At 48.3% G+C, this 22,845-nt stretch carries 23 protein-coding genes; 21 read left to right on the top strand and 2 right to left on the bottom strand.

Annotated features, from left to right (window positions below; genetic code table 11):
• Window positions 1-14: 14 nt before the first annotated feature.
• The 6 genes from TM7x_RS02460 (at window position 15) to TM7x_RS04065 (ending at window position 5,908) form a co-directional block, all read left to right on the top strand.
• Window positions 15-356 (top strand): ASCH domain-containing protein, encoded by a 342-nt coding sequence (locus TM7x_RS02460; RefSeq protein WP_039327585.1) that lies wholly within the window; start codon window positions 15-17, stop codon window positions 354-356.
• Window positions 346-999, top strand: a complete 654-nt coding sequence (locus TM7x_RS02455; protein WP_039327583.1) for a DNA alkylation repair protein — start codon at window positions 346-348, stop codon at window positions 997-999. The genes TM7x_RS02460 and TM7x_RS02455 overlap by 11 nt, the downstream gene beginning before the upstream one ends.
• 138 nt (window positions 1,000-1,137) lie before the next feature.
• Window positions 1,138-3,705 carry a phenylalanine--tRNA ligase subunit beta gene (pheT, locus tag TM7x_RS02450; protein WP_039327580.1) on the top strand — a complete coding sequence of 856 codons (2,568 nt, stop codon included), beginning with the start codon at window positions 1,138-1,140 and terminating at the stop codon, window positions 3,703-3,705.
• A gap of 63 nt (window positions 3,706-3,768) precedes the next feature.
• A complete protein-coding gene (locus TM7x_RS03835; protein ID WP_052198836.1) occupies window positions 3,769-4,446 on the top strand; it encodes an FKBP-type peptidyl-prolyl cis-trans isomerase in 678 nt (225 codons plus the stop codon).
• On the top strand, window positions 4,439-5,371 hold the full coding sequence (locus TM7x_RS04070; RefSeq protein WP_039327578.1) for an NAD(P)/FAD-dependent oxidoreductase: 933 nt from the start codon (window positions 4,439-4,441) through the stop codon (window positions 5,369-5,371). The genes TM7x_RS03835 and TM7x_RS04070 overlap by 8 nt, the downstream gene beginning before the upstream one ends.
• 3 nt (window positions 5,372-5,374) lie before the next feature.
• Window positions 5,375-5,908, top strand: a complete 534-nt coding sequence (locus TM7x_RS04065; RefSeq protein ID WP_039327576.1) for an inorganic diphosphatase — start codon at window positions 5,375-5,377, stop codon at window positions 5,906-5,908.
• Window positions 5,909-6,075: 167 nt separating this feature from the next.
• Here TM7x_RS04065 and TM7x_RS02430 read toward each other — a convergent pair whose 3' ends face one another.
• Window positions 6,076-7,593: a RelA/SpoT family protein gene (locus TM7x_RS02430; RefSeq protein ID WP_039327574.1), complete on the bottom strand. Its 1,518-nt coding sequence runs from the start codon at window positions 7,591-7,593 to the stop codon at window positions 6,076-6,078.
• 68 nt (window positions 7,594-7,661) lie between these two features.
• Between TM7x_RS02430 and gap the strand changes: the two genes are divergently transcribed.
• From gap to TM7x_RS02380, 8 genes are all read left to right on the top strand, one after another.
• Window positions 7,662-8,684 (top strand): type I glyceraldehyde-3-phosphate dehydrogenase, encoded by a 1,023-nt coding sequence (gene gap / locus TM7x_RS02425; protein WP_039327572.1) that lies wholly within the window; start codon window positions 7,662-7,664, stop codon window positions 8,682-8,684.
• 523 nt (window positions 8,685-9,207) lie between these two features.
• Window positions 9,208-9,660, top strand: a complete 453-nt coding sequence (locus tag TM7x_RS02415; protein ID WP_039327568.1) for an RpiB/LacA/LacB family sugar-phosphate isomerase — start codon at window positions 9,208-9,210, stop codon at window positions 9,658-9,660.
• On the top strand, window positions 9,657-10,304 hold the full coding sequence (locus tag TM7x_RS02410; RefSeq protein WP_039327566.1) for a ribulose-phosphate 3-epimerase: 648 nt from the start codon (window positions 9,657-9,659) through the stop codon (window positions 10,302-10,304). The genes TM7x_RS02415 and TM7x_RS02410 overlap by 4 nt, the downstream gene beginning before the upstream one ends.
• On the top strand, window positions 10,304-11,143 hold the full coding sequence (locus TM7x_RS02405) for a transketolase (protein WP_039327564.1): 840 nt from the start codon (window positions 10,304-10,306) through the stop codon (window positions 11,141-11,143). The genes TM7x_RS02410 and TM7x_RS02405 overlap by 1 nt, the downstream gene beginning before the upstream one ends.
• Window positions 11,140-12,102 carry a transketolase family protein gene (locus tag TM7x_RS02400; RefSeq protein WP_230478842.1) on the top strand — a complete coding sequence of 321 codons (963 nt, stop codon included), beginning with the start codon at window positions 11,140-11,142 and terminating at the stop codon, window positions 12,100-12,102. Before TM7x_RS02405 ends, TM7x_RS02400 begins: the two co-directional genes overlap by 4 nt.
• A 508-nt stretch (window positions 12,103-12,610) precedes the next feature.
• Window positions 12,611-13,522 carry a class II fructose-bisphosphate aldolase gene (locus TM7x_RS02390; protein ID WP_039327560.1) on the top strand — a complete coding sequence of 304 codons (912 nt, stop codon included), beginning with the start codon at window positions 12,611-12,613 and terminating at the stop codon, window positions 13,520-13,522.
• Entirely contained in the window at window positions 13,522-14,484 is a 963-nt protein-coding gene (locus TM7x_RS02385; RefSeq protein ID WP_039327557.1) for a carbohydrate kinase family protein, read from the top strand. The genes TM7x_RS02390 and TM7x_RS02385 overlap by 1 nt, the downstream gene beginning before the upstream one ends.
• Window positions 14,484-14,963, top strand: a complete 480-nt coding sequence (locus tag TM7x_RS02380) for a hypothetical protein (RefSeq protein WP_039327555.1) — start codon at window positions 14,484-14,486, stop codon at window positions 14,961-14,963. The genes TM7x_RS02385 and TM7x_RS02380 overlap by 1 nt, the downstream gene beginning before the upstream one ends.
• A 1-nt stretch (window position 14,964) precedes the next feature.
• On the opposite strand, the gene TM7x_RS02375 is transcribed toward TM7x_RS02380, so the two are convergent.
• On the bottom strand, window positions 14,965-15,633 hold the full coding sequence (locus tag TM7x_RS02375) for an LOG family protein (RefSeq protein WP_039327552.1): 669 nt from the start codon (window positions 15,631-15,633) through the stop codon (window positions 14,965-14,967).
• 126 nt (window positions 15,634-15,759) lie between these two features.
• Here TM7x_RS02375 and TM7x_RS02370 point away from each other — a divergent pair, with 126 nt between their 5' ends.
• The 7 genes from TM7x_RS02370 to gatB all read left to right on the top strand — a co-directional run bounded on the left by TM7x_RS02370 (window position 15,760) and on the right by gatB (window position 22,822).
• The gene (locus TM7x_RS02370) at window positions 15,760-16,359 is read left to right on the top strand and encodes a hypothetical protein (RefSeq protein WP_039327551.1); all 600 of its coding nucleotides are present in this window, start codon (window positions 15,760-15,762) and stop codon (window positions 16,357-16,359) included.
• Between the two features lie 27 nt (window positions 16,360-16,386).
• Window positions 16,387-18,357, top strand: coding sequence for an excinuclease ABC subunit UvrB (gene uvrB, locus TM7x_RS02365; protein ID WP_039327549.1), 1,971 nt, complete (start codon window positions 16,387-16,389; stop codon window positions 18,355-18,357).
• A gap of 30 nt (window positions 18,358-18,387) precedes the next feature.
• Complete coding sequence (locus TM7x_RS02360) at window positions 18,388-19,224, top strand: hypothetical protein (protein WP_039327548.1); 837 nt, start codon at window positions 18,388-18,390, stop codon at window positions 19,222-19,224.
• 61 nt (window positions 19,225-19,285) lie between these two features.
• Window positions 19,286-19,573 carry an Asp-tRNA(Asn)/Glu-tRNA(Gln) amidotransferase subunit GatC gene (gene gatC / locus TM7x_RS02355; protein ID WP_039327546.1) on the top strand — a complete coding sequence of 96 codons (288 nt, stop codon included), beginning with the start codon at window positions 19,286-19,288 and terminating at the stop codon, window positions 19,571-19,573.
• Entirely contained in the window at window positions 19,573-20,943 is a 1,371-nt protein-coding gene (gatA, locus tag TM7x_RS02350) for an Asp-tRNA(Asn)/Glu-tRNA(Gln) amidotransferase subunit GatA (protein WP_039327544.1), read from the top strand. The genes gatC and gatA overlap by 1 nt, the downstream gene beginning before the upstream one ends.
• A complete protein-coding gene (locus tag TM7x_RS02345; RefSeq protein ID WP_039327542.1) occupies window positions 20,943-21,362 on the top strand; it encodes a hypothetical protein in 420 nt (139 codons plus the stop codon). The genes gatA and TM7x_RS02345 overlap by 1 nt, the downstream gene beginning before the upstream one ends.
• Window positions 21,359-22,822, top strand: coding sequence for an Asp-tRNA(Asn)/Glu-tRNA(Gln) amidotransferase subunit GatB (gene gatB, locus TM7x_RS02340; protein WP_082001345.1), 1,464 nt, complete (start codon window positions 21,359-21,361; stop codon window positions 22,820-22,822). Before TM7x_RS02345 ends, gatB begins: the two co-directional genes overlap by 4 nt.
• The last annotated feature ends 23 nt before the right edge of the window (window positions 22,823-22,845 follow it).

Here is a 22,845-nt window from a genome sequence, read left to right as displayed (position 1 = left end):
GCTATAATATCGGCATGACTACACATAGACTTAAGCTTCACTCTGAGCCATTTGCTGCCATTGTTTCCGGTCAGAAAACTATCGAGTCGCGGCTATATGACGAGAAGCGTCAGAAGATTCAGCTTGGCGATCAGATTATGTTTATTAACCGCACGAACCCCGAGCAAACCATGACTGCGACGGTGGTTGGGTTGCTGCGTTACGCGACGTTTCATGATCTGTTTTCTCATAATGACCTGCTTAAGTTTGGCGGTGAAAGTGTTGAATGGCTGGAAAATCAGATTAACGAGTTCTATTCTGCAGCAGACCAGGAACGATACGGAGTTTTAGGGATCGAGTTTGATCATGAAAGCTAGCGGCAATATGCATGATGATATTGTAATGAAGTTGGCGGAGCTCGCTGAGGGTAACGAGACGTATGCCGCCTTTAATAAGCGTATCGTCAATACCGATATGCCTGTCGTTGGTGTGCGGGTGCCGGATTTGCGGCGGCTGGCGAGGGAGCTGGTGCCTGATATGAGTGCAGCGGATATTCGCAATTTGCTAGCAGAGAAGAACCAATCTTTCGACTACGTGCTGCTGTGTGGATTGCTGATTACGCACGCTCGGCTCGATGATCAGACGGCGATTGATTTGACCAAGCAATATTTACCACGCGTTGATTCATGGGCACACATTGATGTGTTTGTCGATAAAAAGCGGCGGTTTGCTGGTGAGTCGTGGTGGGATTTTGCGCTGAAATATTTGCAAAGCGAAGCTGAATTGACGGTACGCTACGGTGTGGTTTCTTTGATGACTAATTTTTTGGATGAATTGCATGTTGATCAAGTTTTTGCCGCACTGCGAAATATCACCCACGACGGCTACTATGTCAAAATGGCGTTGGCTTGGCTGTACGCTACGGCGGCGGTGCAGTTTTTTGAGCTGACGCTGGCTGAACTAGAAAACGGACATATTGACACTTGGACGCGTAAAAAAGCTTATCAAAAAATGCGCTAATCACGGCGATTTACGCCCGAACAGCAGGATATCATTGCCAAATATAAAGCAAAAGAATATTTCCAATAATTACCGACCTGCGGCTTGGCTTTACAAAAGTCGAATAGTTATAGATAAGATGGTATACTAGTAACTAGTATGAAAGTCAGCCTAAATCTTATCAAACAATTGATTAATTTTGAATTGCCGCCAGTGGACGAGTTGGTGGCGCGGGTCAATCAGCAGCTTGGTGGCGTCGAAGAAGTGATCGACCTGAAAGCCAAATATGGTGGTGCACGAATCGTTCGGGTGGTTGAATGTGTCAAGCATCCTGACGCTGATCGGCTGAGTGTGACCAAGATCGATGATGGCGGTGCGGTCGCCGATGTGCCGCGTGATGACAATGGTCTAGTGCAGGTGGTCTGCGGCGCGCCGAATGTGCATGCGGATATGTGGGCGATTTGGCTACCGCCAAAAAGCACGGTGCCGGCGAGTTTTGATAACGACGAGCCGTTTGTACTGGATGCGCGGCCGCTGCGTGGTGTGCTCAGCCAGGGCATGTTGGCGGCGGCTGATGAGTTGGCGATTGGTACGGATCACGAGGGAATTATTGAGATTCATGAACGCGACGTGCCGGCGGGCGTTGAGCTAACGGCGGGTGCTGGTTTCGCGGAAACGTTTGGGCTGGACGATTACGTACTGGACATTGAAAATAAAATGTTTACGCACCGTCCGGATTGTTTCGGGCAGCTCGGCGTGGCACGCGAGATTGCTGGGATTTTTCATCAGCAGTTTGTCAGTCCTGAGTGGTATAAATCAGAGCAACAATTTACTGGTGCTGAGGGTTTGGAGCTAACAGTAACGAACGACGTGCCAGAATTAGTGCCGCGCTTCATGGCGGTAGCGATTAAAGATATCGAGGTCAAGCCCAGTCCGCTGTGGCTGCAATGCCAGCTGGTGGTAATGGGCGGCAAGCCGATCAACAACATCGTTGACGCCACAAATTACATCATGCTGATGACGGCGCAACCGACGCACGCCTATGATTATAACAAATTGCGCGGGTCTACACTCGGGGCGCGGATGGCTCGTGATGGCGAGAAAGTCAGTTTGCTCAATGGCAAAGAATATGAGTTGACGAGTGACGACATCGTCATAGCTGATGGCGAGGGCGTGATCGGCCTGGCGGGAATTATGGGCGGTACCGACACCGAGGTTTCGGGTGAGACCAAAAACATCGTCCTCGAATGTGCTAATTTTGACATGTATGCGCTGCGCCGCACGGCTATGCGACACGGTATTTTTACCGACGCACTCACGCGATTTAATAAGGGTCAGTCGCCGCTGCAAAATGCTGCCGTGTTGAAGCAGCTGATGAGTATGGTTGGCGGCGTGCAGGCGAGTGAAGTGTTTGACAAGCGCAACGATCGCCTGATGGTCGTGCAGCACGATTCGCGAGTTACATTTGGCTCTGCCGGCAAGGAAACCATTTCGATTTTCGATTGGGGCGCAGTGACTGGCGTTTTAGTGTTGGAAAGTACCTTTGTGAATGAACGTTTGGGCACAGAATTTTCGCCGCAGGAAATCTGCCGTATTCTGAAGAATGTTGAAATTAAGGCACATGAGGAACCCGAGCCAAATACACCTTATCAATTTGAAGTAATCGCGCCATTCTGGCGTACCGATCTTGAGCTACCAGAGGATATTGTCGAAGAAGTCGGCCGTCTGTATGGCTTTGATAAACTACCGCGTCAATTGCCGCGTCGCAGCATCAAATCAACACCGAAAAACCTGCGTCGCGAACTAAAAAACGCCGTTCGCCAAAGTCTGTCACGTGCTGGTGTCAATGAAGTCTTGACCTACAGTTTCATTCACGAACGCATCCTGAAAAACGCCGAGCAGGACGTTGCTCAGGCGTATAAATTATCAAACGCCCTCAGCCCTGATTTGCAATATTACCGCTTGACGGTGTTACCAAGTTTGCTCGACAAAGTTCACGCCAACATCAAGGCTGGCCATGATGAATTTGCCTTGTTTGAAATGGGCAAGGGGCATATCAAAATGCATGGCTTGGATGAAGATGGCCTGCCAGAAGCCAGCCAGTTCACCGACATCGTTTACGCCGCCAAAAAGCCAGGCACGGGCGCGCCATTTTACAAAATTCGTCGCTTGGTTGAACAGTTGGCGCATGATCTTGGTACCGAGTTGGTATTTAAGCCGATTGAACAGGAACGTAATTTCCCAGTCACGGCACCGTTTGACCAGTCGCGCAGTGCGCTAGTCGAGACAACCGACGGGCGGTTTATCGGTATGGTTGGTGAGCTGAAGCAGTCTGTCATCAAGAGTTTCAAGTTGCCAGCGTACGTAGCGGCGGCGAGCCTGGATACAGCTGGATTAGAGGCCGTTTATGTCAAGCGAGGTAGTCATTACCAACCGCTCAGTCGTTACCCATCGACCAGCCGTGACATTTCGCTCAAAGTGCCAGCTCAGGTCAATTATGCGTCGGTGCATGACCGTGTTAAGAATGTTATAGATAGCCACCAAGAGCTGCATATTGTCATTACGCCAATTTCAATTTACCAGCCAGAGGACGATAATTCGACGAAAACTATTACTTTCAATATAAAGTTTACCAGCCTAGAGCGTACGCTGACCGACAAAGACATCACGCCGATAATCGAGGAGATTGTTGCTGCGGCGGCCGAACTCGGTGCGGTGCAAGCTTAGTATCGAGTGATTGTTGTACTTGACCAAAATTGATATAATTGGAGAAGTAAATAAAGGAGGATTATGGCAACAAGTAAAAGCCAAAGGATAGGCATTTGGGTGATTGCCGGCATGATGTTTTTAGGAACTGTTGGCGGATTTATCGCCATGATGGTGCAGCCGGGCAATGATGCTAAAGATCAAGCGGCATTGAAGAAGGCTCAGGATGAGTACACTAAAGCCAACGATGAGCATAAGAAAAAAGTAGAAGCTCAGGCTGCCGAACTGAGCCAAAAATACTACAGTAAATTTTCTGAGTTCAGTTCGCGAGTCGGTGCGTTTGAGGCTGGTAGTGTTAAAGAACTCGGCAAAGAAGATTTGTTGGAGGGTGACGGAGCAGAAGTCAAAGATGATACTAAATTGGCGGTTTATTATATTGGCTGGAACCCTAAGGGGGAGATTTTTGATCAATCAATTGCTGATGGAAAGTTAAAAGCACCGCTTAATATGAATGGTCCAGCGAAAACTGCCGTGATTCAAGGCTGGAAAGAGGGGCTGATTGGTATGAAGATTGGCGGTGTACGCGAATTGACAATTCCAGCGGATAAGGCGTACGGAAATCAGGCTCAGGGCGATAAGATTCCTGCTAATTCGCCGCTGAAATTTGTGGTAATGGCTATCGAAAAGCCAGCAGATATTCCACAGCCAGAAATGCCAGGAATTATCAAGCAGTATTATAGGTCAAGGGGGTTAAATGTCTAAAGAAGTTATCATCGTTGGTGCCGGTCCAAGCGCGCTCACGGCTGCAATTTATCTATCGCGCGAAGATGTGCCGACGACACTGTACGAGCGCGGCGTGGTCGGTGGCATGGCGGCCATCACTGACCAAATTGACAACTACCCAGGATTTGCTGAGGGTGTAACTGGCATGAAGCTGGCATCAGAGTTGCAGCAGCAGGCTGAGCGGTTCGGTGCGGATATCGAGTATGGCGACGTTACGGAACTCAAGCAAGTTGACGGCGAGTTGGAATTGACGATCGATGGCCAGCCGGTGCGAGCCAAATCGGTGCTCCTAGCTACTGGTTCAAATCACCGCAAGTTGGGCGTGTCGGGCGAAGATGAATTGTACGGCCGCGGCGTGCATTACTGTGCGACGTGCGACGGAGCGTTTTACCGCGACAAGAGCTTGATCGTCGTTGGCGGCGGCAACTCGGCAGTCCAGGAAGCGATCTTTTTGACTCGCTATGCTAGCCACATTGATCTGCTGGTGCGCAGCGAATTACGCGCCAGCGATGTCCTGCAAAAAGAGCTGCAAAAGTATGTCGATGAGGGCAAGATTACCGTCCATATCGGTGCGACAACCGATGAAATTATCGTCAAAGATGACAAGTTCTACGGCGTCAAATCAACCCAAAACGGTGAGCAAAAAGAGTTTACCGCAGACGGTCTGTTCGTCTTTATCGGCCTCATCCCGAACACGCAGTTCTTGGCTGACTCAGATGTTGAACTAGATCTCGGCGGGCACATCGTCACTGACGAACATTTGCACACTAACATCCCAGGCGTCTTTGCCTCGGGCGACGTGCGTTCGGGTGCAACCATGCAAATTGCTTCGGCAGTCGGCGAGGGCGCAGTGGCGGCAATGCAAATTCGTGAATATTTACAAGAAAAAGCCAGAGAGGAGTAAACTATGGCAGACTTTAACCAAATTTTGACACCTGGTGACGTAGAAAACGGCATCGTGAATGTTGTCGTTGAGATCCCGCAAGGCTCAAACCATAAGATTGAATGGAACCGTGAGCTGGCAGTCATGCAGCTGGACCGCGTTGAGCCAGCAATTTTCGCCAAGCCAACCAACTACGGTTTCATCCCGCAGACATTGGACGAGGACGGCGACGAATTGGATGCTTTAATCATCACCGACCAGCCACTGACAACAGGTATTTTTATGGAAGCAAAGGTCATTGGTGTTTTGGAGTTTGTTGATGATGATGAGGTTGATGACAAGGTGATCGTAGTGCCAGCTGATGACCGCAATACTGGTGATGCTATCAATTCGTTGGAAGACTTGCCGCCGCAGCTCCTCAAGCAAATTGAGCATCATTTCAACCACTACAAAGATATGAAGAAGCCAGGTTCGACAGTTGTCAAGGGCTTTGGTGATGTTGAACGCGCCAAGCAAATCATCCGCGATTCGATCACTCGCTGGAACGAGCAAGCGTAAGAGTATCGACGCAACAAAACAATATCACACCTCACTCAGAGTACTCTTTACAGGTGACCTACGGTCAGCCTGTGGCGTTCGGCTGACGGGGCTTTCGCGCCCGTCACGGCCCCTGAGATGAGGGTGATATTGTTTTTTATATTCCGCCTACAAGATTGTACCGTTGATTATCGATGCCGAAACAGTGACGAGACGCCGCCGGTCAATTGTTGCAAGATGCCACCACTACGCGACAATTGCAAACGCAGCTTGTCTTTAGCGTGAGGCGTTATGATCAGTTCGCGCCAATCCGGCTTCGGGTGGGCGGATTTATTGGTCAACACTTCTATGGTGTCGCCGTGCCGCAAATGATAGGTAAATGGCTTCATGACGCCATTGATTTTGAAACCACTGGCGTGTGCCGCGATGTCGGAGTGAATGCGGTAGGCATAATCTAGCGGGAAGGCACCGCGCGGCAAATCGTAAATATCGCCTTTCGGAGAATACACGAAAATGCGGTCTGAGAACAATTTCATGCGGAACTTATTAGAATCAAATCGTTTGCCTTCGCCAGCCAATGCTGCCGCTTCCTGAAGCTCACGAATCCATGACAAATCTGCTGGCATAGCACCCATACGACCTTTTTTGTACGCATCGGTTAACTTCTGCTCATTGTAGTGGAAGCTGGCCGCCAAACCACGCTCAGCGTATTCGTGCATTTCTTTGGTGCGAATTTGAAATTCAACAATTTGCCCACTCGGCGTTTGCACGGTGGTGTGTAGACTTTGGTAGCCATTTGGCTTGGGATTGGCGACATAATCTTTGATTCGCTCGTACATCGGCTGATACATATCGTGTAGAATTCCTAATACCAAATAGCCTGTCGACAAATCATCGACAATGACTCGCAGGGCGATCAAATCATAAATCTTATCAATATCGCCGACCTTATCGAGCTTTTTAAACAGGCTGTAGACGCTTTTTACGCGGCCGTCCATCTGGAAAACCAGCTTTTCTTCCTTTAGTCGCGCCTCAACTTCACGGCGAACACGATCCAGTTTTCGCTGCGATTTTTTCAATCGGCTGTCCATCAAACTCTTGGTGCGGTGAAAATCTTTTGGCATCAAATATTTGAAGCTCAATTCTTCCAGCTGCACGCGTACCCGCCCCATATTCAATCGGTCCGCCAGCGGTGCAAACACCTCGATCGTCTCGCGAGCAATTTTCTTCTGTTTCTCCGGCGACATAAACTGCAGCGTCCGCATATTGTGCAAGCGATCTGCTAGTTTAATGATAATCACCCGCACGTCTTCACCGACTGCGATCATCAATTTAGTTAAATTGTCCTTGGTGTGTGGCAAATAGCTGTCCAGACTACGCATGCCAGCACGTGCCTGCGAAACCTTAGTCACGCCATCCACCAAAAACGCCACGTCGCGTCCAAATAAACTCTCCAGTTCATCCAGCGTCGCGTCGGTGTCCTCGACCGTGTCATGTAGCACACCCGCCACCACCGTGTCGATGTCCATGCCCCACTCAATCAAAATCTCGGCCACTGCCAGGGGGTGATTGATATATGGCTCACCGCTTTTGCGTTTTTGTCCAGCGTGTTTTTCTGTCGCATAGTCAACCGCGCTTGCCAAGACCAACACTGGCACTTCGTCGTACTTTTGCTCGGCTACTGATAGCAGTTCTTCGCGCGTCATATATTTATTATACAACTTTGTAGTATAATTAAGAAAAGCTAAAGCGAAATATCTAACGGGGAGGGCATATGTCAGTAACAAGAATAGCAATTAATGGTTTTGGAAGGATTGGGCGTAACGCTTTTAAGATTGCTCGCGAGCGGAGTGATTTAGAGATTGTGGCGATTAATGATTTGACGGACACGAAGACTCTGGCGTACCTGCTCAAGCATGACAGCAATTATGGTGAGTATAGTCGGCAGGTTGATTTTACGGAAAATGAGCTGATTATTGAAGGTCAATCCGTTAAAGTCCTAGCAGAGAAAGATCCAGCAAACTTGCCGTGGGGCGATATGAATATTGACGTGGTGATTGAATCTACCGGATTCTTCACTGATAAAGACGGCGCAGGTAAGCACTTGACTGCCGGTGCCAAGCGCGTGGTTATCAGCGGTCCAACCAAGTCTGACGGCGTTGATACGATTGTGCTAGGTACTAATGATAGTAAAATCAAGGACGCAACGCCAATTGTATCTAACGCCAGCTGTACCACCAACAGTCTGGGCGCGGTGATGGCGGTTCTGGACGCAGAGTTTGGCGTGGAAAAATCAATGTTGACGACAGTGCATAGCTACACCGCTAGCCAAAGATTGCAAGACGCGCCATCCAAGGATTTACGTGAAGGTCGTAATGCTGCTGAGAATATGGTGCCAACAACAACGGGTGCAGCCATTGCTGTGACGAAAACCCTGCCGCAGTTGACTGGTAGATTCGATGGTCTCAGTGTTCGTGTCCCAACGCCAGTGGTGTCGCTCAGTGATGTGACGGTACTGCTCCGACGCGATGTAACGGTTGAGCAGGTAAATGAAGCCTTCAAAAAAGCCGCGCAAAGTAACTTTTACCAGGGTATTCTGGGCGTTTCTGAGGAACCTTTAGTTAGCCGCGACTTCATCGGCAATTCGCACTCTGGGGTTGTTGACTTGCCGCTGACGAAGGTTGTTGGTGGTAATTTGATCAAAGTCATGGTTTGGTATGACAATGAATGGGGTTATTCGAACCGGCTGGTTGAACTGGTGGCGGATGTCGGACATTATCTCAACCAGAGCGAATAGTTTGCTCCAGAATCCAGAAAAGGAATAACCCCGCACTGTGATAGTGCGGGGACGTCGGTATTTCCGGCGGTTTTACAGAATATTTATCTTAGCGCGCCTTCTGCTGGCGCGAGACACTTTAGCTCCGGATTTCGACCGACACAATGTCGGTCGGCCTGACCAAGAAACATCCCGTCTTCTGTTTCGAGTTCCACGACAGATTTGTCTGTGGCTTCTCCTAGCATTCTAGACAGATTTTCTACTAGATCCCTAGTGTCCTTGAAGCCGTATGTGATTTTCGTGGCGAATGACTGGCCATTGCTGAGAGTGAACTTTACCTTCATCTCTTCACTTCCTTTCAGGAAGATACTCAAAGCTAAAGGGCGACTTCCGCCCTAAGACAAAACTTTGAACAAAAGTTAATCTATTTATATCATACCAGTTATAAAATGTCAATACTTTTTGTCAAATAGGCATGCTTCACCCCTGGAGTAATCTCCGACTTTCTCTTGCAAAAATCACCGAAAACGCTTATACTAAAATCATGAAAATCTACCTCGGATCTGACCACCGCGGCTTTATGTTGAAGGAAAAAGTTTTTGCGTATTTGGTTAAAAATGGCTATGACGTACAAGATGTTGGTGGCGTAGAATTAAACCCTGACGATGATTTTCCGCAATTCGCTCAGGCGGCAGTATTGAAAATTATTGGCGATGATAGTAAAGATCCGCGAGCTATCTTAATCTGTGGCGGCGGTCAAGGAATGTGTATGGCGGCCAACCGATTCAAAGGAATTCGTGCCAGCGTGATTTGGGATGCTTTCGAGGCAAAGATGACGCGTCATGATAATGACTCGAATGTATTGTGTTTGCCGGCGCGAATTTTGGAAGACGATGAATCAGCTTGGAAGGGTATTGTAGAAACGTGGTTGAATACTCCGTACGCCAATGCTCCACGCTTTAATCGGCGCAATGCGCAGTTGGATGAATTGTCATGAGCGCTGTAATTGCCCCGGCTATTTTGGCAGAAAACGCTGCTCAGTATAAAGAGCAAGTTGATAGGATAACTGGTTTTGTTGAGCGGGTACATATTGATATTTCTGATGGTGAATTTGCGCCGACGTTGACGGTCGGTATTCAGGAATTATGGGCACCCGAGGGTTGGACTATCGATATTCATGCTATGGTCAACAATCTGGAGGAATATATACCGAAGTTGATTGCCCTAAGACCACATATGATTATAGTCCACGCGGAAGCCACGGGCGATGTAAAAATGGCGCTTATGCAGATTCGTCAGGCTGGTATCATGGCTGGCCTAGCGTTATTAAAGCCAACGGTGCCGCGGACTGTCGAAGAATTTATAAAACTCGCTGACCATGTGATGATTTTTAGTGGCGAGTTGGGTAGATTTGGCGGGACTGCCAGTTTGATGCAGTTGGAAAAAATTCGACTCATTAAAGCCATTAATCCTAACGTGGAAATTGGTTGGGATGGCGGCGTTTTAGTGGATAATGCATATAGCCTGGTGCAGGGTGGTGTTAATGTCTTAAATGCTGGCGGCGTTATTCAAAAATCATCAGATCCACACGCAATTTTTTCCAAACTCCAGCAGGAAATTAACAAGACGAGTGTGCTTTAATGTCTGACGATCAACTAAACGAATTGAGAGAAATATCCCAAACCTTGCGTCAGTCGATTATTCATGAATTAGTGACAGCTGGCTCTGGACATGCGGCTGGATGTCTGGGTTTTGCGGATGTCATGGCGGTTCTTTATTTTTACGCCATGCGTCTAGATCCTGAAAATCCTGATTGGCAAGATCGAGATATTTTTGTGATGAGTAACGGCCATTATGCGCCGCTTCTGTACGCCACTTTGGCGGAGCGAGGGTTTTTTGATAAAAAAGAATTAGTTAATTTAAGGAAATTTGGCTCTAAACTTCAGGGTCATCCAGAACGTGGTAGCCTGCCTGGTATTGAAACGACGAGCGGTCCTTTGGGTTGCGGCTTAAGTCAAGCGGCCGGTATGGCTTATTCATTGAAATATTTAGGTGGTAATCCCCAGCGGTTCGTTTATTGTAGTTTGGGCGATGGCGAGCTTAATGAGGGTAATATTTGGGAGGCGGCGATGTTTGCCGCGAAATATGAGTTGTCAAATATAATTGCGATTATTGATAGGAATAATATTCAGATTGGTGGCGATACGGAAAAAGTTATGCCGCTAGGAAATTTGGCGGACAAGTGGCGGAGTTTTGGCTGGTTTACGCAGGAAGTCGACGGACATGATTACGAGGCAATTGTAAAAGCGATTGACGTGGCAAAAACTTCCCATCAGCCGAATGTGATCATTGCACATACAATTCCTGGATTTGGTGTTGATTTTATGGAATATGATTACCAGTGGCACGGAAGAGCCCCGAATGCCGAGGAGGCCAGGCGTGCGCTTATTCAGCTAGGTGAAAAAGGAGATGTCAAGTGAGTTTTCTGAGAGAAGATTGGCGGCAATCAGAGACTGCAGCTATTCGCATTGGTTTTGGCGAAGGATTAACAGACGTCGCTAAGAAGAATAATCTAGTGGTGGCGCTGAGTGCGGATTTGATGGAAAGCGTCGGCTTTGGTGAATTTGCTAAGGAAATTGGTAGTCCTAGGGCGATTGAAGTTGGTGTGGCGGAGCAGAATTTGGTGACAGTGGCGTCTGGGTTAGCTGCCATGGGTAATATTCCATTTGCAGCCAGTTACGCGGCGTTTAGTCCGGGGCGGAATTGGGAACAGATTCGGACGACTATTTGTTTGAATAATCAGCCAGTCAAGTTGGTTGGCTCGCATGCTGGGTTGAACGTTGGCGCGGACGGTGCGACGCATCAGATGTTGGAAGATATTGCTTTGATGCGCAGTTTGCCAAACATGGTGGTGTTGGCGCCAGGCGATGCTAATGAAGCCAGGCTGATGGCGGGCGCAATGGCTGGCGATAAGCGCCCGAATTACGTGAGATTGCCTCGGGAAAAAACGCCGTTGTTCTTAAATCAATCTACTTTTGAGATCGGAAAAAGTTATGTACTGAGGCGAGGTAAAGATGTCGCGCTATTGGGAACGGGCGTGATGACATATCAACTGTTATTAGCGGCAGAAAAATTGGCGAAAGAATATGATATTCAGGCGGAGGTCATTCATTTCCCGACAATTAAACCATTGGATGAAGAGGCCGTACTTAACGCGGCTCAAAAATGTCAAGCTGTTATTACGGCGGAAGAGGGGCAGATTACTGGCGGATTTGGTTCGAGCGTGGCGGAAGTTCTTAGTGAGAATTTGCCGGTGAAGATGAAGCGAATTGGTGTCAATGACACGTTTGGAGAGTCGGGCAAAATGTCTGAATTATGGAAAAAGCATGGCTTGGACGTTGATTCAATTACTCACAGTGTTGTTGATTTTCTCCAGTGAAAAACCCGCCAGGAGCTACTACCAAGATCTAATTAAAGACCTCAAAGCAGTAGTCCTGACGGGTGTGCGTCACTTGCGTTCGCGGCAACAGTTGCAGTCGCACTCGGGGTAGTACCCTTCGTGGTGGTTGTGACGTTTCATCCCGTAGATAAGTACGGGAGTTGCTATGCTTACAAACGCGAACGTTAGTCCTGCGATCGGCCCGTAGGCCTCAGACAGCCCGCCGACAATCGCCCACCATGCTATGCATGCTGCTAGGACAAATACGATAAACCCGTTAAATGCGAGTTTGGCTATCTTCACGACAGGGCTCATCGCCCCTCCTTTCGGTGAGCACTCAAGGTTAAAGGGCTCTTTTGCCCTTAGACAGGCCTTGAGCAAAAGCTGACATGTAATATACCGTATATTCCATTAAAAATCAATATATGCTATTTTGGAAATATTCAAAGTATCTTGGCACAGCGCTCGCTAACTGATATAATTAGCATAAGTATTTTAGGGGGGCAGTATGGGACTATCGATTTCAGAGATTCGGCAAAACACGACGCGAGCGCGTCATTTGATGCAGCGGACACGGGCGCAGCATTTTGCGGTCGGGGCGTTTAATATTGACAACCAAGAAACGCTAATAGCCGTGGCACGTGCGGCGCAAAAACTCCAGTCTCCGGTGTTGGTCGAGGTGTCAGACGCCGAAGTGAAAGCCATGGGCTTGGAGAACGTCCGTGACTTGGTGGATAACTACAAGGCTGAATATGACATCGAGATGTATTTGAACTTGGATCACGGTCCGACAGTCGAGGGCTGTAAACGAGCCATTGACGCGGGGTATGAGTTTGTGCACATCGACATTTCCCAGGCAAATCACGATGCTTCCGACGAGGAAATCATCGCTAAAACCCGCGAGGTCGTCGAGTACGCCAAGTTTACTGGCGCCTTGGTAGAGTCCGAGCCACACTATTTTGGTGGCAGCTCTAATGTTCATACCGAAGCCATTGACTATGAAGAAATCAAGAAAACTTTTTCCACGCCAGACGGTGCGCGGGCATTTGTCGAGGCGACGGGGATTGATACCTTTGCGGCGGCAGTGGGTAACCTGCACGGTAAATATCCAGTACCGAAAGTGTTAGATTTGGAATTATTAGCACGCATTCGCCAGGCGCTGTACTGCCAGATTTCGCTTCATGGTGGGTCAGGTACGCCGCTGCACTACTTTGAAGATGCGGCAAAAATTGGCGTTTCCAAAATCAACATCAACTCCGATATGCGCTACGCTTTCCGCACCACACTGGAAAAAACCTTGCGTGAAAATCCACATGAATATGCCATCGTTAAGCTGATGCCTCCAGTCTACGCGGCTGTCCAAGAAGTTGTAGAGTCAAAGATTAAGGCGTTTAATTCCGCAGGAAAGGCGGTGGTGTAATGGCAAAAATTATTACCGTCGGTGCCGCTATCCAGGACGTTTTTTTGAGTCAATCGGACGCATTAACGCCAGTGTGTGAAAGTCCAGAGCATTGTTTTGCGCGACTGGATTTGGGTGCAAAGGCCGACGTTAATCAAATCCACTTTGCGACCGGTGGTGGCGCTACAAATGCAGCGGTAACTTTCGCCAGGCAGGGTCATTATGTTAGCTTTATGGGAGCGATCGGTCATGATCCAGCTGGTCAGGCTGTTTTGGCTGATTTGGATAAGGAAAATATTGATACGCATTTAGTACGATATTCCCCAAAGTACAGCACGGGATACTCTGTCTTGCTCCTGGCTTCAAATGGCGAAAGGACAATTCTAACATACCGCGGAGCCTCAACTCATTATCACGAGGCGGACTTTGATTTATCTGATGAAGATGCAGACTGGTTGTATGTTTCGACGCTGGCCGGTAATATGCCGATGCTTCATAAATTATTTCACCAGGCCAAACGTCGCGATATGAAAATTTGTTTTAATCCTGGCAAGAAAGAATTGGCACAAAAGGATAAATTGCTGGGACTTTTGTCTGATGTTGACGTCTTGACGCTTAATAAAGAGGAAATGCAACAATTGGTGTCCGGCGACGATTTGGAGACTTTGGTGCGCCGTGGATTAAATTTGGTACCAGTTGTTCTAGTGACGGACGGCGTAAATGGTTCCATGGCAAGTGACGGAAAGACTATTGTGCGAGCCTTAATGTACGACGACAGCCCTTCAATTGACAGAACGGGCGCTGGTGATGCCTTTGCGTCTGGTTTTTTGAGTGAATGGGCGAGGAGCGGTAATTTGAAAAATTCTGTAATAATGGGTAGTGCAAATGCTAGCTCGGTTGTCATGAAAATTGGGGCGAAAGCTGGTATTTTATATTCTGGTACACCACTTCATACTATGCCAATTCAAGAAAGGGAACTATAATGGCGCAAAATCTAGGAAAATTATTAGGAGATGACGCTAAGAAACGTCGTGCCTTGACTGAGCTTAGGCAGATGACTAGGGATGACAGTGATGTGCGATTGATTGCGGAAATACTGGCTAGGGCGCACTCGATTATTCGTTCTTTGGGACTTGACCCGACAAATGCAACAGCTGAGGAAATTTATCAGTCGCTCATGGCTATTGCACCAAAAATAGATAAGTGGGCGCCATTTAAAGCTTCTGAGTGGGTGCTTCTGGATGTTGACGGTCAAGTGATATCGTTTAACCCGATTGACGTTGTGAATAATTATCATTATCAATTGCCTCTGGGTAGGCAACAGACGACTCACGGTAAGCGGGGCTTGGGATTTGAAATTACCCGTCGCTATAAAAACCACCCGCACACGCATAATCCTGCGGTTGAGCGAGTGGTTTGTCAGGGCGGAATCTGCTGGATTGAGCCAAAATCTAAGAAATAGACTAACGGTCGCAGCAAGTTTGCTGACTCTTAATAAGATCAACTACCTCTGTGATGTCTTCGGTGATTGTATAAATTTTCTCATCGCCATCAGAAATGAGCTTATTCGGAAGTATGCTTTCATGGACAAATTCATCCCACTTGTGCCAGAATTTTTTATCGAACAGAACAATTGGCACGGGAGTCATTTTTTTAGTTTGAGTTAATGTAATAATCTCGCAGATTTCATCCATCGTCCCAAAGCCGCCCGGAAAACAGACGTAAGCATCCGCCAGCAGAGTCATAACAATTTTACGCGGCGCAAAGTGAGTAAAGGCGAAAGAGTCGGTGGTGTATTTGTTGAGCGATTGTTCGTGTGGTAGGCGGATATTAAAGCCAATTGATTGTCCGCCAGCTTCTATGGCGCCGCGGTTTGCTGCTTCCATGATTCCGCCGCCGCCACCGGTAATAATTGTGTAGCCATCTTTTGCCAATTGAAAGGCCAATTCTTTGGCTTTCTGGTAATATCCGTTATCTTCGCTTATTCTGGCTGAGCCAAAAAAGGTTACTGTTTTATGATATTTTTGGAGAATTTCATAGCCGGCATGGATTTCTTCATCGACATTGCCCAGACGAAACATGGCTGCTTGGAGCTGCAGTTCGCGCGGAATACAAACATTTTTCGGAGTCATTATTATCCTTTTTATTCTAATTTTTAACTTTATTACTATATCATAAAATGGTTGTGGCTGCAATGAATTGACAGTAGGCAGGTGGCAGTATAAAATCAAAACCACAATTTAAATGGAGGGTTAAATATGGATAATAAACCAACGGCTAATAAATGGTTGATTGCGACGGTGATTGTTATGGGGTTAGTTATTATTGGTCTGGTAACTTGGATTATTGTAGGAGCACTGAATAAGGATAAGGGTACTGACTCTTCTGTAAAAACTAGCGAGACAAAGAAAGATTCGTCTAGACTATCAGATAAAACCAGAGAAGAAGGTACGAAGCCGTCGGACGACACAAAGAAAAAATATAAAGATTTTCGCACTGGGAGAGACGGTACTGGCACTAAGCTAACTTCAGTAAGTGATGTTGACAAATTGGATATCGACGATTCTCTAAAGAAGTTCTTGAAATCTAAAGTTGGTCAGCCAATTCCAGAGCGTGAAGGCTACACATATGAGCCAGTCATTGACCGCGCATACGGAAAATATGCGGCAGTTTATGGTCTGGCAAATGCCTATACGATAATTGGACCAAAAAATGGCACGGGTGAAATTGGCATAGTCGCTGGCACACAACAGAGTTATATGCCATGCTCAGATCTAAAAGCTGCGCTAGTTCCGAGTCGGCTGGTCGATGGCAAGTGTGAAGTTTCTGGCACGCCTCAGACTTACGAGCAAGACTAGTTTTTATAAATATAGTAGAATAGAGAGGTGAATAAATTTCGCCTCTCTTCTTCCTACCAGCCGACTGGCGACCAGCCGACGGCGATTGCTCAATTGGTGACAGGGCTGGAGCGGGGCGAGCGCGAGCAAACTTTGCTGGGCGTGACGGGTTCTGGTAAGACGTTTACTATGGCGAATATTATTGCCCGACGGAACGTGCCGACGCTGGTACTAGCGCATAATAAGACTTTGGCGGCGCAGCTGTTTTCTGAGTTTAAGGAATTTTTTCCGGATAATGAGGTGCATTATTTTGTCAGCTATTTTGATTATTACCAGCCGGAAGCTTATATCGCCAGTAGTGATACGTACATTGAGAAAGATTCGAAGATTAATGATGAGATTGATCGACTGCGACATGCTGCCACCTCGGCACTGCTAACGCGGCGCGATGTGATTATCGTGGCGAGTGTCAGCTGTATTTACGGCATCGGTTCGCCGGAAACGTATGCTGATATGGCGATTCAATTGACGGTCGGCGAGCGGCGGGTTCAGGACAAGTTCATCCGCCTGCTAACTGATATTCAATATAAGCGAAACGATGTTGATTTTGCACGCGGTACGTTTCGGGTGCGCGGCGACGTGGTAGATATTTTCCCGGCCGGGCAGGATACGGCGGTGCGGGTGGAATTTTTTGGCGATGAGGTCGAGAGACTAACGCGAATTGATCCGCTAACGGGCGAGATTTTGGATCAGCCAGCTAGCCTGACGATTTTTCCGTCCAGCCACTATTCAACGCCGCGCGAACGAATTGAAAAAGCCATCATCGGCATCGAAAAGGAGTTTGACGAGCGGCTGAAATGGTTTGAATCGCACGATAAGTTACTCGAGGCGCAGCGCCTAGCTCAGCGCACCAAATACGACCTGGAGATGCTGAAAGAAACTGGCTTTGTCAAAGGCATTGAGAACTATTCGCGCTATTTGACCGACCGCGAGCCGGGCGAGCAGCCAGCGACGTTGATTGATTATTTTCCGGACGATTGGCTGCTGCTAGTCGATGAGTCGCACATGACCTTGCCGCAAGTGCGCGGTATGTATAACGGCGACCGGGCGCGCAAGGAAGTGTTGGTGGAGCATGGTTTTCGTTTGCCGAGTGCGCTGGATAACCGTCCGCTGAGGTTTGATGAATTTGATCAGCATATTCACCAGGCGATTTATGTTTCCGCTACGCCAGGTGACTATGAAATTGCTCATTCGCCAAAGCCGGCTGAACAGTTGATTCGGCCGACGGGGCTGCTTGATCCGCCGATTGAGGTGTGGCCAACTGAGGGGCAGGTTGATGATTTAATGGAGGAGATTCGCCAGACCATCGCCAACGGCCACCGCGTATTGGTAACCACCTTGACCAAGCGTATGGCTGAGGACTTAAGCGCCTACTTGACCGACAATGGCGTGAAAACGGCGTATCTACACAGTGAGATTGACACATTAGAGCGCGGTGATATTCTCAAAGATTTGCGGCTGGGAACGTATGACGTGTTAGTTGGTATCAATTTGCTACGCGAGGGGTTGGACCTACCAGAAGTCAGTCTGGTGGCGATTATGGATGCTGATAAAGAGGGCTTCCTTCGTAGTGAGCAGGCGCTGATTCAGACGATTGGCCGGGCGGCGCGACATGTCGATGGGCGGGTACTGATGTATGGTGATACCGTAACTGACAGTATGCGCCGAGCAATTGATGAGACTAATCGTCGGCGTGCTATTCAGCAGCAATACAACGAAGAGCACGGCATCACACCGCAAACCATCCAGAAGAAGATTGACGATGGTCTGCGTTCCATCATTCCGCAAAAAGAATCGGACAAAAAGCCAAAGCTTGATTTGAAGAAAATTCCAAAGGACGAATATCCGACGCTGATCAAGGAGCTGACTGGTCAAATGGAACTGCATAGTGCTAACTTGGAGTTTGAAAAAGCGGCGGAGCTGCGTGATTTGATTGCAGAAATTCGCCAGACCATGTAGAATAGAATTATTATTAGATTAGGAGGTAATATGGCAACAAAACAACAACCACAGCCATCAGCCGTTGCGCAACCAGAAATGCCGGTGCAGCAGCCAGTAGGCTATCCAGCATACCCACAGCAATACGTGTATGCTGACCCAAATAAAGGTAAGGCAAAACTTCTTACGTTAGAATACGCTTTGGCAATGGCTTCGACAGTCGTTTCAGCATTCTTATTGATTAACGTAATTACAAGTGTAGTTGGTCTTTGGTCGGATACGACTTCAGGTGCAATAAGGACCGTCGGTGGATTCTTGGCTCCAACAATGGTGACGGCAGGAACTGGAATTGTCGCAGCGTCAGTGTTTACAGTTGTCTTAGCTATTCTAGCTTGTGTTCTATTTTCTCGCGTATCAAAGGCGGTGTCAGATCGTGAGGGTTATACAAACCGCACGGCTTACAAATTGGTGACTTATGGCGGATTGGCTGCTTTAATTATTCCAGCTGTTGATTTGATTGCACGCTTGGTGAGTATCCTTATTAGCTCATTGTTATTTATCGGTGCAGCCGGTGGAGAAGTTTACAAGAGCCTGTATCTGAGTGAGTTCTTGCCTTATGCGCTGGCTCTTGCAGTAGTGGTTGCGACTAGCTACTTTATTTATCAGATCATTCAGGGCCGAAACAAATCAAAGATTATGTCTTTGGTACTCATTGCAGTTTCTGTTGTAGTCTTGCTGACTGGCGCTATCACTATCGCCGTTAAAGTTCATGATAAGGGCGGTTCTTCTACTGGCAGATCAACACGGCAGGGGCAGGATATCCCATCTGACTACGAGTCTCAGCTTAAAAAATATCGCGAATCTTTAAAATTAAAGCAATATAACTAAGTTATAATGATAAAAGTCGCTCACTTTGATGGGCGACTTTTTTTAGTGGTATAATATTGATATGACAAATATTTCTACCAGTGATATTCAGCACTTGGCGAGTTTAAGTAGTCTGGCATTGGCCGATGATGAAGTTGATGGACTACGCCAGGATTTGGAAAATATAATTGGCTATATTGAGCAGCTGGGCGAGCTCGATACGTCTGGTGTGGAGTCAACTTATCAAGTGACGGGTCTAGAAAATGTCTGGCGTGAAGATGAGGTTCAGTCAGGGATTTCTCGAGACGAGTTACTTGAGCTGGCGCCTGAAAAACAGAACAATCAAGTGAAAGTGCCGCAGGTATTGTAATGAGTCGGATTAGTGATTTTACCGGAAAGAGTGCAGTCGAAAATGTCAAAGAGGCGTTGCGACGAGCGCGCGAGATTGAAGAATATCATGCACTACTCAGTTTAACGGAAGAGCGGGCGTTGGAGCGAGCCGAGCTGGTGGATAAGGGCGAAGTTTCTGGGCGGCTGTCCGGCGTGCCATTTGTTGTGAAAGACAATTTTTTGGCCTTTGGGGCGCCGACAACTGCTGCCGCAAAAATGCTCGAGAATTTTAACGCGCCACTGCAAGCCACAGCCGTTGAGAAGTTGGAGGCTGAAGGCGCAATCTGCATCGGCAAGGCCAACTTGGACGCCTTTGCCCATGGCGGTTCGACAGAAAACTCGGCCTTTGGTCCGACCAAAAACGCTGCGGACAAAACTCGCGTAGCTGGCGGTTCATCGGGTGGTTCGGCGGTAGTGACAGCGCTTGATGTGGTGCCGTTTGCGCTGGGTACAGACACTGGCGGTTCGATTCGTCAGCCTGCCAGCTTTAACGGCGTAGTCGGTGTTAAGTCAACTTACGGTGCAGTCAGTCGCTACGGCGTAGTAGCTATGGCCTCGAGCACCGACACTATTGGTTGTTTCGCGAGGAATGCTGATGACGCTAATTTGGTGATGGAAATCATGGCGGGCCGTGACGACAAGGATATGACCACGCTACCGGACTTTTGGCAGAGTCAGCCAGGCTTTACTAAGAAGAAGATTGGTTTGGTGAAGCAGTGTATGACTGATAGCGTGGACGCGGCAGTTCGCCAAACAACGCTTGATTATGCTGGGAAATTGAAGCGGCTGGGTTATGATGTTGAAGAAGTGGACCTCAGCATGATGCAGCATTCGCTGGCCATGTATTACATCATTGTACCAGCGGAGATATCGTCAAACTTGGCGCGCTATGATGGCGTGCGTTATGGCCACCGGGCGGCTGAAGTGAAAACGCTGGCGGAATTGTATGGTCGCAGCCGCAACGAAGGTTTTACGATGGAGAATAAACGGCGAATTATGATCGGTAGTTTTGTGTTGTCGAGCGGTTTCTTTGACGCTTACTATATGCAGGCACAAAAAGCGCGCACGCTGCTTATCAATGAGTTCAAACAGTTGTTTGCTGAGTACGACGCACTGTTGATGCCAGTTGCACCAACACCGGCGTTCAAACTTGGCGAAAATACCAATGATCCAATCAAGATGTACCTAGCGGATATCATGACGGTGCCAGCCAGCCTGGCGGGGCTGCCGGCAATTTCCGTGCCAGCTGGAAGTAACGATGAAGGCTTGCCAATTGGCGTGCAGCTGATTGGTGACCGCCAGTCAGACAGCAACTTGCTGAAGTTGGCGTCAGAAGTGGAGGCTGCCTGATGGATGGATTGTTGATTGCGCTGGTGGTAGCGGCGCTGGTGATTGGTGCTTTGTTGATTATTTTTATCCAATTAACATCACGCGGACATCAAAAACTCGACAGGGAAATGTACCGAAAAGTTTGGCGGGCAATTCAGCGCGGCGCTAAGGCGGGTAACGCGGATAGCCTGCAAATGGCAATTGTCAAAGCCGACAAACTACTAGACAAAGCCATGCGTGAATCTGGCGTGGCGGGTACGACGATGGGCGACAGACTGAAAGCTCGCAAGGGTGATTGGACGGATGAAAATGGCTTGTGGGCGGCACACAAATTGCGCAATCAAATTGCCCACGAAACCAACGTGAAACTAACCGCGCAGAGTTTTCGACGAGCCATGACAAGCTTTGAACAAGCACTAAAAGATTTGGGAGCGTTATGATGAGTGTATATGATGAATATGAAATGACTATTGGTATCGAATGCCACGTCCAGCTGGCGACCAAGACCAAATTGTTCAGCCCGGCTGACAACGACGCCCGCGACGCCGAGCCAAACGAAAAAACGCACCAAATCGACTTCGGTCTGCCAGGAATGCTACCAGTGCTCAACAAGCACGCTGTCGAACTGGCGGTGCGCGCCGGTAAAGCGTTGAATGCGCCGATTGCTCGCGTTAGCCGATTTGATCGCAAACATTATTTCTATCCTGACCTGCCAAAGGGCTATCAGACCTCACAGATGTACCAGCCGATCATTTTGGCTGGCTATGTCGATGCGCCGCTGGAGGATGGCTCGCTCAAACGAGTACGGATTCATCACGCGCACATGGAGGAAGACGCTGGCAAGTTGACTCATCACGATGGGTACTCGTTGGTCGACCTCAACCGTGCTGGTACGCCGCTGATCGAAATTGTTTCTGAGCCGGATATTCATTCTGCCGAGGAGGCCAAAGCCTACGCTTCGGAGCTGCACAAATTAATGGTTTATGCTGGCGTGACGCACGGTGATTTGTATCATGGTAACATGCGCTTTGACGTTAATATTTCGGTGGCTAAGAAAGGCGCGACTGAGCTCGGTAAGCGCGCGGAAGTCAAAAATCTCAATTCGTTTCGCAGCGTCGAGCGTGCCGCTGAATACGAATTCAAACGTCAAGTTGACCTGCTGGAAAGTGGTGAGTCGGTGGTGCAGGAGACCCGCGGCTGGAGTGATGATAAACAAATTACCACTTCGCAGCGTTCAAAAGAGGACGCCCAGGATTATCGCTACATGCCTGATGCTGACATTCCGCCAGTGGTGCTGAGCGATGAGGAAATTGCGCGAATTCAGGCTGAAGTACCGATGTTGCCGGGTGAATATCGTGAAAAATGGAGCGGACTAGGCTTGGATAAATCAGTGGTTAATTCGCTGCTATCGAACCAAAATTACGCCCGTATCATGCTGGAAGTTCAAGAGAAATCAGGTGACGCGTCTGCTAAGCGAGTGGCACACTGGTTTGCTAGTGCTTTGACCGCTGGCGATAATGACACCAATAATGACAGTACGTCAGTTGATGCTAGTGCGCCGCGCGTATCAGTTGAGGATTTGGTGGAGCTGGCGGAGATGACCGAGAAGGCGGAGATTTCCAGTACCAATGCCAAGGAATTGTTTAATGAATTATTGGCGGGTGCCATACATCCGCGCAAGCTTGCCGAAGAAAAGAACTTGCTGCAGGTATCTGACGAAGGCGCCATTGCCGCCATCGTCGACGAAGTACTCAGCGACCCAGCCTCGGGAGCTTCCATTGCTGACATTAAAGCCGGTAAAGATAAGGCCATTGGTTACCTAGTTGGTCAAGTCATGAAGCGTTCTAAAGGTCAGGCTAATCCGAGCCTGGCGCAGAAATTGATTCGCGAAAAATTATAGGATTTAATTCTTCAGGAATAGGA

It is taken from the genome of Candidatus Nanosynbacter lyticus, from assembly GCF_000803625.1.
In the GTDB taxonomy this organism is placed as follows: Bacteria; Patescibacteriota; Saccharimonadia; order Saccharimonadales; family Saccharimonadaceae; genus Nanosynbacter; species Nanosynbacter lyticus.
This window is presented reverse-complemented; position numbering and strand designations above follow the sequence as displayed.

Bases quoted from the DNA above. Each gene is read 5' to 3' on its own strand.
- gatB (WP_082001345.1), top strand. From the start codon at position 21,359: ATGATGAGTGTATATGATGAATATGAAATGACTATTGGTATCGAATGC.
- TM7x_RS02460 (WP_039327585.1), top strand. From the start codon at position 15: ATGACTACACATAGACTTAAGCTTCACTCTGAGCCATTTGCTGCCATT.
- TM7x_RS02385 (WP_039327557.1), top strand. From the start codon at position 13,522: ATGGCAAAAATTATTACCGTCGGTGCCGCTATCCAGGACGTTTTTTTG.
- TM7x_RS03835 (WP_052198836.1), top strand. From the start codon at position 3,769: ATGGCAACAAGTAAAAGCCAAAGGATAGGCATTTGGGTGATTGCCGGC.
- TM7x_RS04065 (WP_039327576.1), top strand. From the start codon at position 5,375: ATGGCAGACTTTAACCAAATTTTGACACCTGGTGACGTAGAAAACGGC.
- TM7x_RS04070 (WP_039327578.1), top strand. From the start codon at position 4,439: ATGTCTAAAGAAGTTATCATCGTTGGTGCCGGTCCAAGCGCGCTCACG.
- gap (WP_039327572.1), top strand. From the start codon at position 7,662: ATGTCAGTAACAAGAATAGCAATTAATGGTTTTGGAAGGATTGGGCGT.
- pheT (WP_039327580.1), top strand. From the start codon at position 1,138: ATGAAAGTCAGCCTAAATCTTATCAAACAATTGATTAATTTTGAATTG.
- TM7x_RS02390 (WP_039327560.1), top strand. From the start codon at position 12,611: ATGGGACTATCGATTTCAGAGATTCGGCAAAACACGACGCGAGCGCGT.
- TM7x_RS02345 (WP_039327542.1), top strand. From the start codon at position 20,943: ATGGATGGATTGTTGATTGCGCTGGTGGTAGCGGCGCTGGTGATTGGT.
- TM7x_RS02415 (WP_039327568.1), top strand. From the start codon at position 9,208: ATGAAAATCTACCTCGGATCTGACCACCGCGGCTTTATGTTGAAGGAA.
- gatA (WP_039327544.1), top strand. From the start codon at position 19,573: ATGAGTCGGATTAGTGATTTTACCGGAAAGAGTGCAGTCGAAAATGTC.
- TM7x_RS02455 (WP_039327583.1), top strand. From the start codon at position 346: ATGAAAGCTAGCGGCAATATGCATGATGATATTGTAATGAAGTTGGCG.
- TM7x_RS02405 (WP_039327564.1), top strand. From the start codon at position 10,304: ATGTCTGACGATCAACTAAACGAATTGAGAGAAATATCCCAAACCTTG.
- TM7x_RS02410 (WP_039327566.1), top strand. From the start codon at position 9,657: ATGAGCGCTGTAATTGCCCCGGCTATTTTGGCAGAAAACGCTGCTCAG.
- TM7x_RS02360 (WP_039327548.1), top strand. From the start codon at position 18,388: ATGGCAACAAAACAACAACCACAGCCATCAGCCGTTGCGCAACCAGAA.
- TM7x_RS02380 (WP_039327555.1), top strand. From the start codon at position 14,484: ATGGCGCAAAATCTAGGAAAATTATTAGGAGATGACGCTAAGAAACGT.
- TM7x_RS02430 (WP_039327574.1), bottom strand. From the start codon at position 7,593: ATGACGCGCGAAGAACTGCTATCAGTAGCCGAGCAAAAGTACGACGAA.
- TM7x_RS02375 (WP_039327552.1), bottom strand. From the start codon at position 15,633: ATGACTCCGAAAAATGTTTGTATTCCGCGCGAACTGCAGCTCCAAGCA.
- TM7x_RS02370 (WP_039327551.1), top strand. From the start codon at position 15,760: ATGGATAATAAACCAACGGCTAATAAATGGTTGATTGCGACGGTGATT.
- gatC (WP_039327546.1), top strand. From the start codon at position 19,286: ATGACAAATATTTCTACCAGTGATATTCAGCACTTGGCGAGTTTAAGT.